This is a genomic window from Mesorhizobium sp. M0587 (assembly GCF_040320945.1).
In the GTDB taxonomy this organism is placed as follows: Bacteria; Pseudomonadota; Alphaproteobacteria; order Rhizobiales; family Rhizobiaceae; genus Mesorhizobium.
Genome location: NZ_JAMYQP010000001.1, coordinates 197978 through 211061 on the forward strand (window position 1 = coordinate 197978; position 13084 = coordinate 211061).

Genomic DNA, 13084 nt, shown 5'->3' on the forward strand with positions numbered 1-13084 from the left:
TGACCGGTTAGTTGAGTTCCCGACGTCGGTGTTGGCTTTATCCATCTATTGCAGGGATTTCTCGGACTTGCCAAGCGGCACCTTCGGCGGCCGATCATCGAGATTGGCGCAGTCACATGCTTGGTAGTTGTCGGCTCATGTGACTCTGTTATGTCGATGTGGCGGACCATCATCGGATTGGGTGTCCAAAGAGTTGGCTCCCGGCGTTCGAAGGCGAAGACCCCAAAAAATGAGCGCGAATGCAATGATGCCGGTCGGCGCCGACGAGTACCCGACAATTGTAATCAACAGCTCTTGGAGGGGAGTTCCCGCAGGGGCACCCGCTAGTGGCATCGTCGATTTGCCGGCGCCCCAGAGGGCCGCAATGATGAATGCGGCCGTGATAGCGACGCCCGAATAGATAAGGAACCAGAACGCGATCCGGGCCGCGATCGCGCCGAGATTCAGCCTCGGCCACACCAACCCAAGCGAAATCAGGATGACCCCAAGGAGGGCGCTTAACGAGTGGGCGGACCGTCCAAGCAATGGAGCTGCAAGGAACGGAATCGCGAAGCCTTCGAAAGACGTAAACAGGAACAAGCCAACGCCTATCTGCAGCAGACGATGCCCTTGATGTGCGAGTGTATTCGATACCTCCATGGTCCCTCGCAAGTTCAGTTGCCGAGCCTCCAAGGGTGCGAGACTGCAATCCATGCGCCTTGGAGTGAGGCGACGGCTCGGCGAGTTGGTCGATGATCCTGAAACCACACCGCGCTGAGGTCGTTCGCCAGGGTCACGAGCCGGCCATGCTATAAATGCCAGTGCCGCCACCTGGGTTCCTGCAAGGGAAACATCACGGACGTCGGTCTGCAGATTCTGGATGACCTGAGCTACAGCGGGCTTCGATGTCGGCGACCGATGCGACGCATCGACTCTTTAGTTTCGACGTGGGTCTGGACTGACCCTTCACGGCGCTCGCCGATCCGACGTGCCATATCGGCGCGATTGGACCAAAAAACTGGTCGTATCAGCGGTGACGGTCTTTTTTAACCGAGACGTTTCTGCCTACCACCAGGTAGCATTCAAAAATGCCTTCGAGAGCCATATCATTTCTCCTCGACTATCGCCTGAACGGGCGGCGCTGGAAGATGTCGTTGCATGCTATGTTTTCTATTGCTTCGGGGTCTCCGAGATAGAAAGCGATAGGTCTTGAAAGATGGAAGACCTCCGATCGCTGCGTGCGGGAATTGCGCATCATGGCGTGCAAATCGGATGGGTTTGAAGATGAAGCCTAGGAAAATTGGCGATGGGGAAAGCCAAACATTGGCGACAGGCAATCACGAGTTCGCCCTGTTACGCTCTCAGACCGTCCCATTCTCGCAACCGCATGTTCGCAGCGGAGCGGATGCGATCGAGCAGCCACCGAGCGGCCGGACCAGGAAGACTGTCGGCCTTGTAGATGGCCTGCATCGGCAAAAGCCCGGGTCCAGGCCCTTCCAGCATGATCTGGACCAGCTGTCCCGCCGCTAGATCGTCGGCAACCATCGGCAGCGGCATATGTCCCCAGCCAAGACCAGCGATCAGAAAGGCGTGCTTGGCGCCTAGATCGGAAAGACGCCATGTGTTGCTGCTCTGGACGCCGAGATCGACGCCCTTTGTCAACGCAGAGCGATCCGTAAGAACGAGCTGTGTCTCCGTTTCCGCCTGATCCAGCGGCACTGGTCCGCGCCATCTGGCCAAAGCATGGTTCGGCGCCACCACGGTGACCATTTCGACCGACAGCAGGCGTTCCGACGAAAGCGACGGTGGGATCATCGGGTAGGTTCCCATGATGCCGACGCTGCACCGCCCGTCCACGACCAATTCGGCAACGGCGCCGAGTGCCTCGACGTGGAGGCGGAGCGGCGTGCTGGGATAGACCGATGCGAACGCGCTCACGGCTTCCGTCAGCAATCGCTGCGGGAACATGACATCGACCACGATCGACAGGACTGCCTCGAGGCCTGCCGAAAGGCTGCGCGCCTGGGCCTTCAATCTGTCCGCGTCACGGACGATCTGCCGAGCTGAAGGCAGCAGACTCTTTGCGCCGGCAGTGAGCTGGGGAAAGCGGGCGGTCCGCTCGAACAGCGTCAATCCCAATTGTGCTTCCAGGTTTGCGATCGTCTGGCTGACGACAGACTGCGCACGGCCCAGTTTGCGTCCTGCGGCAGAAAAGCTGCCCTCGTCGGCGGCGGCCACGAAGGTGCGAAGGTGATCCAGGGAAACGCCATCCAGCATGTATCGTCCAAACAGATACCAAACATCGAGTAATATAGGCTTATCACATGGAGAGCCGTCCGTATATTCCCGTTCACGATAGGATGGGTCGATGGGGGCGCACTCTATCATGGAGCCGGCGGAGAGATCCCCAACCGATGGATCGCGGAAGCTGTGGCGCGGGACCTCGGCTGTGAGGCGCGCAGCGTCTCCCCGGAAGAAGCGAACGATGTTTGGGGCGAGTTCGGCGCCCTGATCATGGCCTCGTCAAGCCGGTCGCGTTCGCCCAGGGCGCGCGACGAACTCGGCTGGACGGCTGAAAGGACGGACATGCTCGCCATGATCGGCGAGCCACGCCTGAGGGTTTGGGCCGAGAGCGCTCAGCCACCCAACTGACGGCACTTGCCGCCATCGAAACTCTGCGTCCGGCGACCACTCGGCAGCCGGCAGCGGCAGAACTTTGCCAACAACAACGAAGGAAAACACCCATGAGTACACATCAGGACAAGGTCGCGATCATCACGGGCGGCAAGCAGGGCATCGGGCGCGGCATCGCCAATCTTTTGGCACAGCGCGGCGCGAAAATCGTCCTCGTCAATCGCCAGGATGCCGCAAAGGAAGCGTCCGAGATCGGCAATGGCGCGATCGCCTTCGCCGCTGACGTGACGAATGAGGCCGACTGGGCGCGGGTTGCCGCCGAGGTGGAGCAGAAATTCGGCCGTGCCGACATCCTCGTGCATGCGGCCGGCATCTACCCCGTCACCGGACTTGATCAGATGACGCAGGAAGAGTGGCGCCGCGTCATGGCCGTGAACCTCGATGCGCATGTGATCGGCGCCCGGGCGATCGTGCCGCTGATGCGCAAGGCCGGTGGGGGGGCGATCGTCGCCGTGGGCTCCGATGCGGTGGGGATGGTGACACCGCCCGGAATGGGCTTCTCCCATTACATCACGTCGAAGCTGGGCGTGGTCGGTCTCGTCCGCGCTCTCGCCAATGAACTCGCCGCTGACAACATCATCGTCAACGCCGTTCATCCTGGCATCACCGACACGGAAGGCGCGAGCGGCATGCCTAACGAGCAGAAGGCGCAGGTCTACATGATGCAGGCGATCAAGCGGCTCGGCACGCCGGCCGATATCGCCGGCCCGGTCGCCTTCCTCACCAGTGAGGACGCGCGTTTCGTAACCGGTCAAACGCTTGTGGTCGATGGTGGCCTGATGCGGCTCTGACCGGAAGCCGCGAACCCGCCCGCACGTCCGGTGAAACGGACGTGCTTCCCCTAAATGTATCTTCGAACATTCAAGTAATCTCAATAGGTTACTTTAAACGCCACGAGTTCGTGGCGCGGCTGGGATCCCGGAAAGCTGCCGGTCACCTATGCATCGGCCGCCCAGGCCTTCGGCTGATTTTATGAAAGGACGACGGGATTGTCCGTCATCGGAGAGTCGGCCCGTCGACAGCGTGATAACTCGGATCAAATCACGCTCAACAGCTTGCTACAGTGGAACCGACGCTGGTTTATCTTGGCCAAGCCAGCCGACTTGCGTCGCCTCAGGTGAGCCCGTGCCGGACGAGATGGCGAACGACCGGCGAGAACATCTGCTGGCCGATATAAGATCCGGTGTTCGCCTGCTCGAAGAGTGTTTCGGCGGCTACCGCATCCTCGACTATGGGGATACCTGCCTGGCGCGCCTGAGCCATTATCTCGTCGGCGGCGCGGCCCTGACCTTTGCCAACCACCGTCGGCACCGGCGTTTCGCCTTTGACGTAGCGCAATGCCACCGCGCGATCGCCGGACACGAAGACGATGACCGCATTTTTCACGCCCAGCTTCGCAGGTTGCATCACCGCTTCGCGCCGCTGTCGCTGCTGTTCATGGCGGATCAATGGATCTCCTTCGAGATCCTTGTGTTCGCGCTTGTATTCGGTTGCCGTCATGCGCATGTCGCGAAGGAAAAGCCAGCGCTGAATGGGAACATCGATCAAGCCGATAACGACAAAGGCCAGGGCCGCGGCAATTCCAAGGGGTGTCAGCACCGCCTTGATAATCGGCTCCAGGCATGACTGACCGCAGCCTGGCGTGTCGAAGAGCGGCTGCAGCCATTCGGCCAAGATGAATACGAACAGGCTTGCCAGCAACACCACCTTGACCAGGCCTTTGGTGAACTCGATGACGTTGCGGAGCGACAGGATTTTCTGAAGGCCCTTCGCCGGGTTTATGTTATCGAACTGCGGCTTGAGCTGCTCAAACGAGAAGACCGGTCCGAACGTCCCCAGCATGCCGAAGGCCACGGTGAAAACGACAACGATCCCGACCAGCGGAAATGTGGCAAGCATCAGCAACGAAAACGAATGGCGAATGGCCCGCAGGCTGACCTCTCCGAACGAGCCGCCGGGCACCGTCACGGTTTGTACGAGCTCCGAAAGGCGCCTGAAGAGCATCGGCCAGGCAAAATAGAGATACGCGAGCGCTGCGAAAAGCGTGAAGCCGGAGACCAGGTCGCGGCTTTGCGAAACCTGGCCTTTGCGGCGGGCGTCACGAAGCTTCTTGTCGGACGCTGGTAATTTCTTTTCCTCAGCTTCTTCGGCCATGTTGCAATCTTATCGCACTGTCGTGGTTCCAGTGGGCCGCTTGCCTGTGTAAGGTAGGGCGGGCTTGAATACGGAGAGGTGGATATGCGGTTGCATGTCGTATTCTTGCCAATCGTCATCACGCTGGCGTTGAGCGGTTGTCAGACGAGCAAAACCGGCTCTGTGCAGGCGAAGGCCCAAGGGCCGGCCTCGCAATCCGAGCGTTTGATCAAGCTTGCCGACGATATTGACGCGCGCGGAGAAAGCGATACCGCAATCGCGCTCTACCAGCGCGCGGCAGCGATGCCGGACGCCAAGGCGAGTGGGTTTGTCAAGGCGGGCGACGCTTACATGCGGGCGGGCTATCCCGCCGAGGCCGCCAAAGCCTACCAGTCCGCGCTTGCAAAAGCTCCCAATGACGGAGGGGCGATGCTCGGGCTTGGCTCGGCGATGATAGAGGCGGGCGACGTCGATGCCGGCATGCGCGCGCTCGCGCAGGCAGCGCCGGTGGTCAATACCAGCAGCGCCTACAACCGTTTGGGCGTGGCGCAGACATTTGCTGGCCAGACAGGCGAGGCGCAGACCACTTTCGCCCAGGCGTTGAAACTCGCGCCGGGCGATCTCGACGTCGAGACCAACATGGCGTTGGCGGCGGCACTTGAAGACAATTCCGCAATGGCATTGCCGCTGGTGCAGAAGATTGCCGCCACGCCCAACGCGCAATTGCACCACAAGCGCAATGTCGTGGTGGTCTACGGACTTCTTGGCCAAGCCGATCAGATCAAGGGCTCGCCGCCCATCGGCCTGACGACCAAGGAGGTGAATACCTTGCTTGCGCGTGCCAGAGCCATCCGGTTGAAGGGTAGCACTCAGGCCAGGGCGAAAGCGCTCGGCTCCATCCTCGGCTAGGGCAATTTTAGGAAAAGCCTCAAGACAAAGACATAGAGCGGTTCTGCGTTTTGATGGAGAGATGAACTGCTTTAGTGCATCGGACCCGACGCGTTGAGTGGGGCTGTGCGGGCGAAACCGCATCGGCTCACTCGACCGGGTGCGTCGTCTGCGGCGTTGACGGCCCGCTGTTGGCTCCGCCTATCGGAGTCTCTTCGCCATCGAGGTAGCGACGGGCCGCCCGCGCGGTCGGCGCTGCTGCCGCCGGCCCCATGCGCCTGCCCTCGACGAGGTCGCGCTGGCTTTCGGCCATGCGTTGAAGATTGTAGGCGTTGGCGCAGCCGGACGGCAGGTGGGAGCCCACGCCGGAGACGATCGTCAGATTGGTCCTGGCAGCGGAATTGTCGTCATCGGCCGGCTCGGCCAGACATGCATTGGGAGCAAGGACGGAACCGGTGACACCCTTCTGGGAGCCGCCCGTATCTGTCGAAACATAGCTGTAGCCAGGAGAATAATCCTGCCGCAGTTGCGGGTTGTTCACGCAGCCGGCCAGAAACAGCGCTGGAAGAATGACGCAGAAAGCGATGGGCGATGTCATGTTCGTTTTCCCCGCTACTTGATGATCAGACCCGTCGCCGACGCGTCGCTGGCGTGCTTGCGGCTGGCGCGCTTGGCTGCCGGGCGATCGAGCGGCGTGGCGAGGCTGTCGCGCACTGGCTCGACCAGATAAGGCGTAATCAGGATAACCAGTTCGGTCTCCTCATGCTGGAAACGCTGCGATTGAAAGAGCGGGCCAAGCACGGGCACATCGCCCAGAACCGGAAATTTTTCCAGGTTGCGCGAGGTCCGTTGCTGGAACAGGCCAGCGATCGCAAACGTCTGACCGCTCGCCACTTCGACCGTCGTGTCGGCCTTGCGCACGATGAAGCTCGGCATGGCGAAGCCGCCGGCGCTCACGGAGCTTGTTTCCGACAGGGAGCTGACCTCGGGCTGGACGTGAAGCCCGATACGGTTACGGCCAATCAGGGTTGGGGTAAATCCCAGCGAAACGCCGAAGGGCTTGTATTGAACGGTGACGACATCATTCCCCTGGGAAATCGGAATCGGTATTTCACCACCAGCAAGAAAGCTCGCCGTCTGACCGGTCACTGCCGTCAGGTTCGGTTCGGCCAGTATCTTGACGACGCCGTTGCGTTGCAGCGCTTCGATCAGAATGTCGAAGTTGACGCCGTGCGCCTGGTCCATATTCAAACCGAAATTCCCGCTGCCCGATGGCACGCCATTGTCCTGGAACATGTTGAATTCGAAGCCGCCACTCTTGTACCCGGCGGACCAGTCGACGCCGTACGACTGCAGCTCCGTGCGTGAGACTTCGGCGAAGCGGACCCGGATGTTGACCTGCTGCGAGCCCTTCACGGTCATGTTGTTCAGCGGTGGCTGTTCCGGCGGCGAGAATGTCCGGGCGACATTGTCGACATCCGTTGCCTCATCGACGCCGCGTGCCTCGCCCGTCGCGACAATGCGGGTTCCGAAAATATGGAGATTTGTCGCCGAGTTCGGCTGCATTGCATGCTTCGCTTCATTGGCGGGGGTGACATCGGGCGTGACGCGGAATTGGGCCGTTGCCTCGATCCGCTCATCGGCGGTGACCGCAATGAGATTGGTCAGGCCGGGTTTGAGGCCGAACACATAGACCATGCTCGGCGACACGACTTGAAGGTCTGCAATCGTGGTGTCCGCGACGAGCACGGATTCGACCGGTTCATAGAACCGCAGCAAGCGTCCTTGCCCGACCGGCAGGTCGAGCGCTGGCTTGCTCGACAAGGGCGAAACGTTCTGCGCCGACGCTTCGGCAGATGTAATCAGGAACGCCAGCAGGAAGCAAACCGTCGCGATAGCGAGCTGGCGCAAATCTGCCCGCCTGGCGACAGCGGCCGGTCGAACGCCTGCTGCGGTACCGTGGATTGTCATGCCGTTCCTCTCCTGATTCCCCAAATGTTCCCGTCCGTCCGGCTGGCGTCATGAGGTTGCCTCTTGCCTGGCCTTCGGCTGAGCCGATGGCAACGACTGGGAGACACTGCGCGCGCCGGCCTTCCCCGAGCGGCCCGCGATCGTGGCCAGCGGCTGGACGTTGAATTCTTGCGCGAGTTCTTGGAAGGACAGAACCGGAAGCTCGATGGCATTGTGCATGAGCAGGCTGCGCATATGACGCCGCACATCCATCGCGGCGAGGACCACCGGCGAGACATCGGTGGAGTTCTGCGCTAGCGCCCGCTCGATTTCGGTGACCAGGGCCTGCGCATCATCGTCGGAAAGATTCAGGATTGTCCCCGTCGGAGTGCTTTGCACTGCGTTTCGCAGGATATCCTCGGCCGACCGCTGCAGGACATAGGCTGCGATGATGTTGGTGCGGCCGGCGGAGCGGAAGCTGATCTGGCGTTTCAGGGATGTGCGGACATATTCCGTCAGCAGGACGACGTCCTGTTCGCGCTGGCCCCATTCGATCAGGGCTTCGAGGATCAGGCGCAGATTGCGGATCGGCACGTTTTCACCGACGAGCCGGCGAAGCACTTCCGCGATCTTTTGCAGCGGCACGATCTCCTGTGCCTGCTTGACCAGGTCTGCATAATCCGGCTCCATGTCCGACAGCAGTCTGCGTGTCTCCTGAATCCCGACGAAATGGCCGGCATAAAGCCGAAGCGAATTTCCGGTCCATCTGGCCGCTGTTTCGGCTGGTGCGGAGAAGGCGAAGCCGGCTTCCTTCAGCACCGATATGTCGCTGTCATCGACCCACACGAATCTGCGCTGACCGGCAACCGAAGGACCTTTTTCGTAGGTTACTTCGAGCAGATCGAGATGCGTCGCGTCCGCTTCGACAAGAACGCGGTCGGCTGGAATTTCGGCGTCCAGGATGGGCGCTCCTTCCAGGTCGATGCGGATGCTTCGTGGTGAAAGCATCTCGTCGACCTGCGTGCCGATAGCCGGAACGTCGACACCAAGATCGCCGAAGAGTTCGCGGCGCACGCCGTCGGCGAGCGTGGCAAACTCGGGCTCCGGGATCGAGCGCCCTAGCTCGGTTCCGAAGCGGACCACGATGCGATAGGAAGGAGGCAGTGTTCCGGTGGGGATTGCTGAAAGCGAGGCGGAATTCCCCGACTGCTCGGGCAGCTGGCCGATGTCCTCGGGCTCGGATTCCTGGGCTGTGCGCCGATTGACTGCATAGGCGCCCGCTCCGAAGCAGGCACCAAGCATCAGGAACACGACAAAGGGGAAGCCCGGCACCAGGGCAAGGCCGACCATGATCACCGCAGCCAGCGCGAGCGCTCGGGAATCCCTCAGGAGCTGACTGGTTATTTGCTGGCCAAGATCGCCGGTTCCGTCGGCGCTGCCGACGCGCGTCACCATCGTACCGGCGGCCACGGCGACGAGCAGTGCCGGTATCTGCGCCACCAGCCCGTCACCCACGGTGAGCAGCGAGTAGGTGGCAGCCGCGTCCCCCAGGGACATATCGTGCTGCAGCGTTCCGACGGCGAAACCACCGACAAGGTTGACCAGAATGATCACGATCCCGGCGATGACGTCGCCCTTGACGAATTTCATGGCACCGTCCATCGCGCCGAACAGCTGGCTCTCGCGCTCCAGCTGCTGGCGCAGACGGCGTGCCTCCGCCTGGTCGATGTCGCCGTTGCGCAACTCGGCATCGATACTCATCTGCTTGCCCGGCAGCGCATCGAGCGTGAAGCGCGCGGCCACCTCGGCGACGCGTTCGGCACCCCGTGCAACCACGATGAACTGCGCGACGGTGATGATCAGGAAGATGACCAGGCCCACCGCAATACTGCCGCCGACGACGAAGGCACCGAAAGCGGTAATGATGTCGCCGGCGTCGGCCTGGAGCAGGATCAGTCGCGTGGTCGTGATCGTGATGGCCAGCCGGAACAAGGTGGCGATGAGGATGACCGACGGCAGCGACGAGAACTGGAGCGGATGAGAAACGTAAAACGAAGCCAGCAGGATAAGCACGCTGATGGCGATATTGGCGGTGATGAGAATGTCGACGAGGAATGTCGGCAACGGGATGAGCATCATCACCACTGCTACGAGCAGCAGGACGGCAATGACCAGATCGCTGCGGCGTGAAAGCCTGGCCAGAAATCGCAGAAGTCGCTCCGACATGGTCATTCAACACCTCGTTGCGACAGGAAGCTCAGCAAGGCACTGCGCGCCTCGGTCTTGCGCCCGGCCACGAGCAAGGCGCGGCTCTTCAGCAATGCAAGCGCCGGGTGGTCCATTCCGTCCAAGGTCTCCAGCCTGGCGATCGTGGCAAGCGCCTTTTCCGCCTCGCCATCCACTATGAGCAGGTGCGCCAATGTCCGCAGCACGCTGGCATTTCCCGGCGAGAGCTGTGCAGCGATAAGCAAGTACGCCGCGCCCCGCTTTGCCTGCCCGTGAGACCCGTAGAGATAGCCCAGGACATGCAGCAGGTGCACGGTGTCATGCGGGTCGGTCAGGTTTCGATCCCTTCCTGCATGCGACCAAGCAGATCGCGATGACGCTCGATTTCATCCTCCATCAGCGTTCTGGCGAGTGTCTTGAGTTGCTCGCCGCCCTCAAGGTCAGGAACCAAGTGCGTTACAAAATGCTGGAGAATTGGCACGGAGCGCCGCAGGATGGCTGGCTCGGGAATATTGGGCATGACGAAATTGACGAGTATCTCATCGAGCGATTCCCCGGCGGCACCCTGCGAGCGTTGGAATTCCGCGGTTTCTGGCATTTCCGTGCCCGCGGCCGACTTCGTTCCCTGAGCACGGCTTGTGGCTTTGTCGGCGCCATTCATCCGTCGCCGGTTGATCGATTGACCGCGTACGCTTTCAGCCTGCCGAACCTCGCGGCCGGGTGTGTCAACCCTTGCCGTGTCGAAGCGAGGCCCTTCAAGCCGGCGGTTCACGGATATTTCAGCGCGACCGTGGCGCCGCCCTTGGTCAGGAGAAGTTCCGTCTCGCCAATATGCTTTATGGTCCAGCCGTCATTCGTGAATGCGCCTTCGTGGTAGCGTGCGCCGTCCGCTGCGATGACGTATGGCCGCTCGCCATACCAGATTGCCTGCAACGTCAGGCGCGGAGCCTGCTCGGCGTTGCCGATCATGACGTTGGAGACGAGGGCAATGTGCGCGCCGAACGCCTGGTCGAACCAGGATTGCGTTTCCGTCCAAACACCACTCTTGTCACTGGGAATCATCCCCGAGACCACGAGGCGTCCCGATGATCGCTGAACGGCCAATGTGCTTATGCCGGATTGCTCGAGATGCTGCTTGAGCTGCCTTTCCGCGTCGGCGGCACTCTGAATTTGCGCCGGCGATGAATCGTCGAGCACTTCTTGCCCTGCCTCGCCGGCGAAGGCTACCCTGACCGGTTCGCCGTCTTGAGCGGCTAGCTTCTGGCCAATATCGGGCTTAGCGAAAGAGAACCCGTTCGCCGCGACGGAAACAACGAATACGGCAAGGAGAACGCTGCCTGCAACCAGGAGAGGGCGATTGGAAACAGCCCACCGATTCGATGAGCGCTCCGGGTTGACCAGCCGGATACGGGCGTCACCGACACTCATGGTGAGCGGCAGCCTGCAGCGGCTGCCATGTCCCTCATGGATCGTCTCGCCTGTGGCGAGTACGACATCGCTGCCAACGGCTTCGATTTCAAGCCGGTTGCCCTGGCGCCGCAGTCTTGCATGGATCGGCGCGATGCCGGCATCCCTGAGGACGATGTCCGACTCCGTGCTGGAGCCTATCGTATAGACCGGCTCGACCAGACTGATTTCGGCGCCGGCATGAAATCCGTGGACTACGCTGAGCGCGACCGAATGTCCGGCTGCCGGGGAGGGAGCGATAATCGAGCGGAACCGCCGCGCCGGCGCCGCCTCCAGATATCTACCGATAGGACTAGCGGTCATGCCACTTCATCTCCCGCCGATGACGATTTCAAATGCAGCCAGACGACGGCGTTGAAAGGTTTCTGCCGTGCAGTACGCCGCCGGTTGCTTGCGGCGGCGCATGGGTTCGAGAATCCGCTGCCTCAGGCCTTTTCAGCCGACTGGCCGAGCGTCTTTGCGGTGCTCATCAGCATGTCATGCTGGGATTTCGCGATCTCTTTCGTGATCTCCAGCCCGAACATGCGCTCCTGTTGCTTGATCATCTTGTCCAGGTTCTGTTCCGGCGACCCGGTAGAGCCGGAGGTAATGGGAGGGGTAGCAGCCATCATTGTCTCCTTGAGGGACTATTCAAGTTACAAACTCCGGACTCACATCGCTGGGGTCCGGCAGGTTGCCGAGGCACTCTAAGGCGGCATGACCGAAATTGAAAGTCCATTTGGAATATACGAGCCACTTAAGTTCCAACTGTTGCATTGCCTACATGTGAGGAGTAATCTGCCAAGCGGGTGAATGGGGTACTTCAGGATGGAAAAAGGTCCTTTGGCCGAGTTGTTGGTCGAACGGTTTGACAATATGCCGCCGCAGCTGCGGGTCGCCGCGCGTTTCGTGCTGGATCATCCCAAGGATGTCGCGCTGATGTCGATGCGCGAGCAGGCGTACCAAGCCGGCGTTTCGCACAGCACGATGATGAGGCTGGCGCGATGGCTTGGCCTTGAAGGCTACGAGGATATGCGCGGTCTTTATGCGCGCGCGCTGCGCGAGACGATCGCAGGAGAGCCGGCGCGACAGGGGATCGAACAGCGTGGCGATCCGGGATATTCGACCGTCGGCGTCGTTGCCGACGCACTTGCAGCGCAGATTTCAAGTCTTGGTGAATACACCAACGCCATGCAGATCATTGCCGCCGCCGACCTGCTTGCAGGATCGCGCGATCTTTTCGGTCTCGGCTCACGCTCCGCCTATCCGGTCGCCAGCCACTTCGTTCACGTCATGTCGTTTCTGGCTGGCGGTGACCGCAAGGTGACGCTTGTCGGCGAGATGGCCGGACAGGGCCTGGATGCCCTCCAGCGCGCCGGACGTGGCGACGTGCTTCTGGCTGTGGGCATGGCGCCTTATGAACGCACGACCATCGACGTGGCGCGCCAAGCGGCTCGGCAAGGCGTCGGCGTGGTGGCAATCACCGACAGCAGCGTGTCTCCGCTGACGCGGATCGCGCGGGAGACAATTATTGTCACATCGAATTCGCAGTCGTTCTTCCGAAGCATGGCGCCGGCGTTCGCCGCCGTCGAACTTCTGGCGGCACTGACGGCAGCGCGGTCCGAAACGGATGCCGCGGAACGGGTAAAACAGTCGGAAGAGCAGCTTGCAGCTTTCGGCATTTATTGGAAGCCCCCTCGATAACATCCGAAAGGTGCGATCGGGCGGGCGTGCCGGCGGCCCAGGCTGCCGGCAACAGTGATTCCGG

Annotated in this window: 13 protein-coding genes; 3 read left to right on the forward strand and 10 right to left on the reverse strand. The window is 61.2% G+C overall.

What is annotated here, in order from left to right; all coding sequences use genetic code 11:
* Positions 1-135: 135 nt before the first annotated feature.
* Both NKI49_RS33335 and NKI49_RS00960 read right to left on the reverse strand, forming a co-directional pair.
* Complete coding sequence (locus NKI49_RS33335; RefSeq protein WP_502908753.1) at positions 136-693, reverse strand: styrene oxide isomerase; 558 nt, start codon at positions 691-693, stop codon at positions 136-138.
* 639 nt (positions 694-1332) lie between these two features.
* Positions 1333-2256, reverse strand: coding sequence for a LysR family transcriptional regulator (locus tag NKI49_RS00960; RefSeq protein WP_352598191.1), 924 nt, complete (start codon positions 2254-2256; stop codon positions 1333-1335).
* Positions 2257-2723: 467 nt separating this feature from the next.
* Between NKI49_RS00960 and NKI49_RS00965 the strand changes: the two genes are divergently transcribed.
* Positions 2724-3464, forward strand: a complete 741-nt coding sequence (locus NKI49_RS00965) for an SDR family NAD(P)-dependent oxidoreductase (RefSeq protein WP_352598190.1) — start codon at positions 2724-2726, stop codon at positions 3462-3464.
* Between the two features lie 322 nt (positions 3465-3786).
* On the opposite strand, the gene NKI49_RS00970 is transcribed toward NKI49_RS00965, so the two are convergent.
* Positions 3787-4827 (reverse strand): EscU/YscU/HrcU family type III secretion system export apparatus switch protein, encoded by a 1041-nt coding sequence (locus NKI49_RS00970; protein ID WP_352598189.1) that lies wholly within the window; start codon positions 4825-4827, stop codon positions 3787-3789.
* An 84-nt stretch (positions 4828-4911) separates the two neighbouring features.
* Here NKI49_RS00970 and NKI49_RS00975 point away from each other — a divergent pair, with 84 nt between their 5' ends.
* Positions 4912-5715 (forward strand): tetratricopeptide repeat protein, encoded by an 804-nt coding sequence (locus tag NKI49_RS00975; protein WP_352598188.1) that lies wholly within the window; start codon positions 4912-4914, stop codon positions 5713-5715.
* A 127-nt stretch (positions 5716-5842) separates the two neighbouring features.
* On the opposite strand, the gene NKI49_RS00980 is transcribed toward NKI49_RS00975, so the two are convergent.
* The 7 genes from NKI49_RS00980 to NKI49_RS01010 all read right to left on the reverse strand — a co-directional run bounded on the left by NKI49_RS00980 (position 5843) and on the right by NKI49_RS01010 (position 11945).
* Entirely contained in the window at positions 5843-6292 is a 450-nt protein-coding gene (locus tag NKI49_RS00980; RefSeq protein WP_352598187.1) for a hypothetical protein, read from the reverse strand.
* A 14-nt stretch (positions 6293-6306) separates the two neighbouring features.
* Positions 6307-7665, reverse strand: coding sequence for a type II and III secretion system protein family protein (locus NKI49_RS00985; RefSeq protein ID WP_352598186.1), 1359 nt, complete (start codon positions 7663-7665; stop codon positions 6307-6309).
* 48 nt (positions 7666-7713) lie between these two features.
* Positions 7714-9876: a type III secretion system export apparatus subunit SctV gene (gene sctV, locus NKI49_RS00990; protein WP_352598184.1), complete on the reverse strand. Its 2163-nt coding sequence runs from the start codon at positions 9874-9876 to the stop codon at positions 7714-7716.
* Positions 9873-10184, reverse strand: coding sequence for a tetratricopeptide repeat protein (locus NKI49_RS00995; RefSeq protein WP_352598183.1), 312 nt, complete (start codon positions 10182-10184; stop codon positions 9873-9875). Before NKI49_RS00995 ends, sctV begins: the two co-directional genes overlap by 4 nt.
* 17 nt (positions 10185-10201) lie before the next feature.
* Positions 10202-10642, reverse strand: a complete 441-nt coding sequence (locus tag NKI49_RS01000) for a hypothetical protein (RefSeq protein ID WP_352598182.1) — start codon at positions 10640-10642, stop codon at positions 10202-10204.
* A complete protein-coding gene (locus tag NKI49_RS01005; protein ID WP_352598181.1) occupies positions 10639-11640 on the reverse strand; it encodes a SctD/MshK family protein in 1002 nt (333 codons plus the stop codon). Before NKI49_RS01005 ends, NKI49_RS01000 begins: the two co-directional genes overlap by 4 nt.
* A 122-nt stretch (positions 11641-11762) precedes the next feature.
* Positions 11763-11945, reverse strand: a complete 183-nt coding sequence (locus tag NKI49_RS01010) for a hypothetical protein (RefSeq protein ID WP_031260038.1) — start codon at positions 11943-11945, stop codon at positions 11763-11765.
* 214 nt (positions 11946-12159) lie between these two features.
* On the opposite strand from NKI49_RS01010, the gene NKI49_RS01015 reads away from it, so the two are divergent.
* The gene (locus NKI49_RS01015; RefSeq protein WP_352598180.1) at positions 12160-13020 is read left to right on the forward strand and encodes a MurR/RpiR family transcriptional regulator; all 861 of its coding nucleotides are present in this window, start codon (positions 12160-12162) and stop codon (positions 13018-13020) included.
* The last annotated feature ends 64 nt before the right edge of the window (positions 13021-13084 follow it).

Coding starts and splice junctions, on each gene's coding strand:
- NKI49_RS33335 (WP_502908753.1), bottom strand. CDS start 693: ATGGATTGCAGTCTCGCACCCTTGGAGGCTCGGCAACTGAACTTGCGA.
- NKI49_RS00960 (WP_352598191.1), bottom strand. CDS start 2,256: ATGCTGGATGGCGTTTCCCTGGATCACCTTCGCACCTTCGTGGCCGCC.
- NKI49_RS00965 (WP_352598190.1), top strand. CDS start 2,724: ATGAGTACACATCAGGACAAGGTCGCGATCATCACGGGCGGCAAGCAG.
- NKI49_RS00970 (WP_352598189.1), bottom strand. CDS start 4,827: ATGGCCGAAGAAGCTGAGGAAAAGAAATTACCAGCGTCCGACAAGAAG.
- NKI49_RS00975 (WP_352598188.1), top strand. CDS start 4,912: ATGCGGTTGCATGTCGTATTCTTGCCAATCGTCATCACGCTGGCGTTG.
- NKI49_RS00980 (WP_352598187.1), bottom strand. CDS start 6,292: ATGACATCGCCCATCGCTTTCTGCGTCATTCTTCCAGCGCTGTTTCTG.
- NKI49_RS00985 (WP_352598186.1), bottom strand. CDS start 7,665: ATGACAATCCACGGTACCGCAGCAGGCGTTCGACCGGCCGCTGTCGCC.
- sctV (WP_352598184.1), bottom strand. CDS start 9,876: ATGACCATGTCGGAGCGACTTCTGCGATTTCTGGCCAGGCTTTCACGC.
- NKI49_RS01005 (WP_352598181.1), bottom strand. CDS start 11,640: ATGACCGCTAGTCCTATCGGTAGATATCTGGAGGCGGCGCCGGCGCGG.
- NKI49_RS01010 (WP_031260038.1), bottom strand. CDS start 11,945: ATGGCTGCTACCCCTCCCATTACCTCCGGCTCTACCGGGTCGCCGGAA.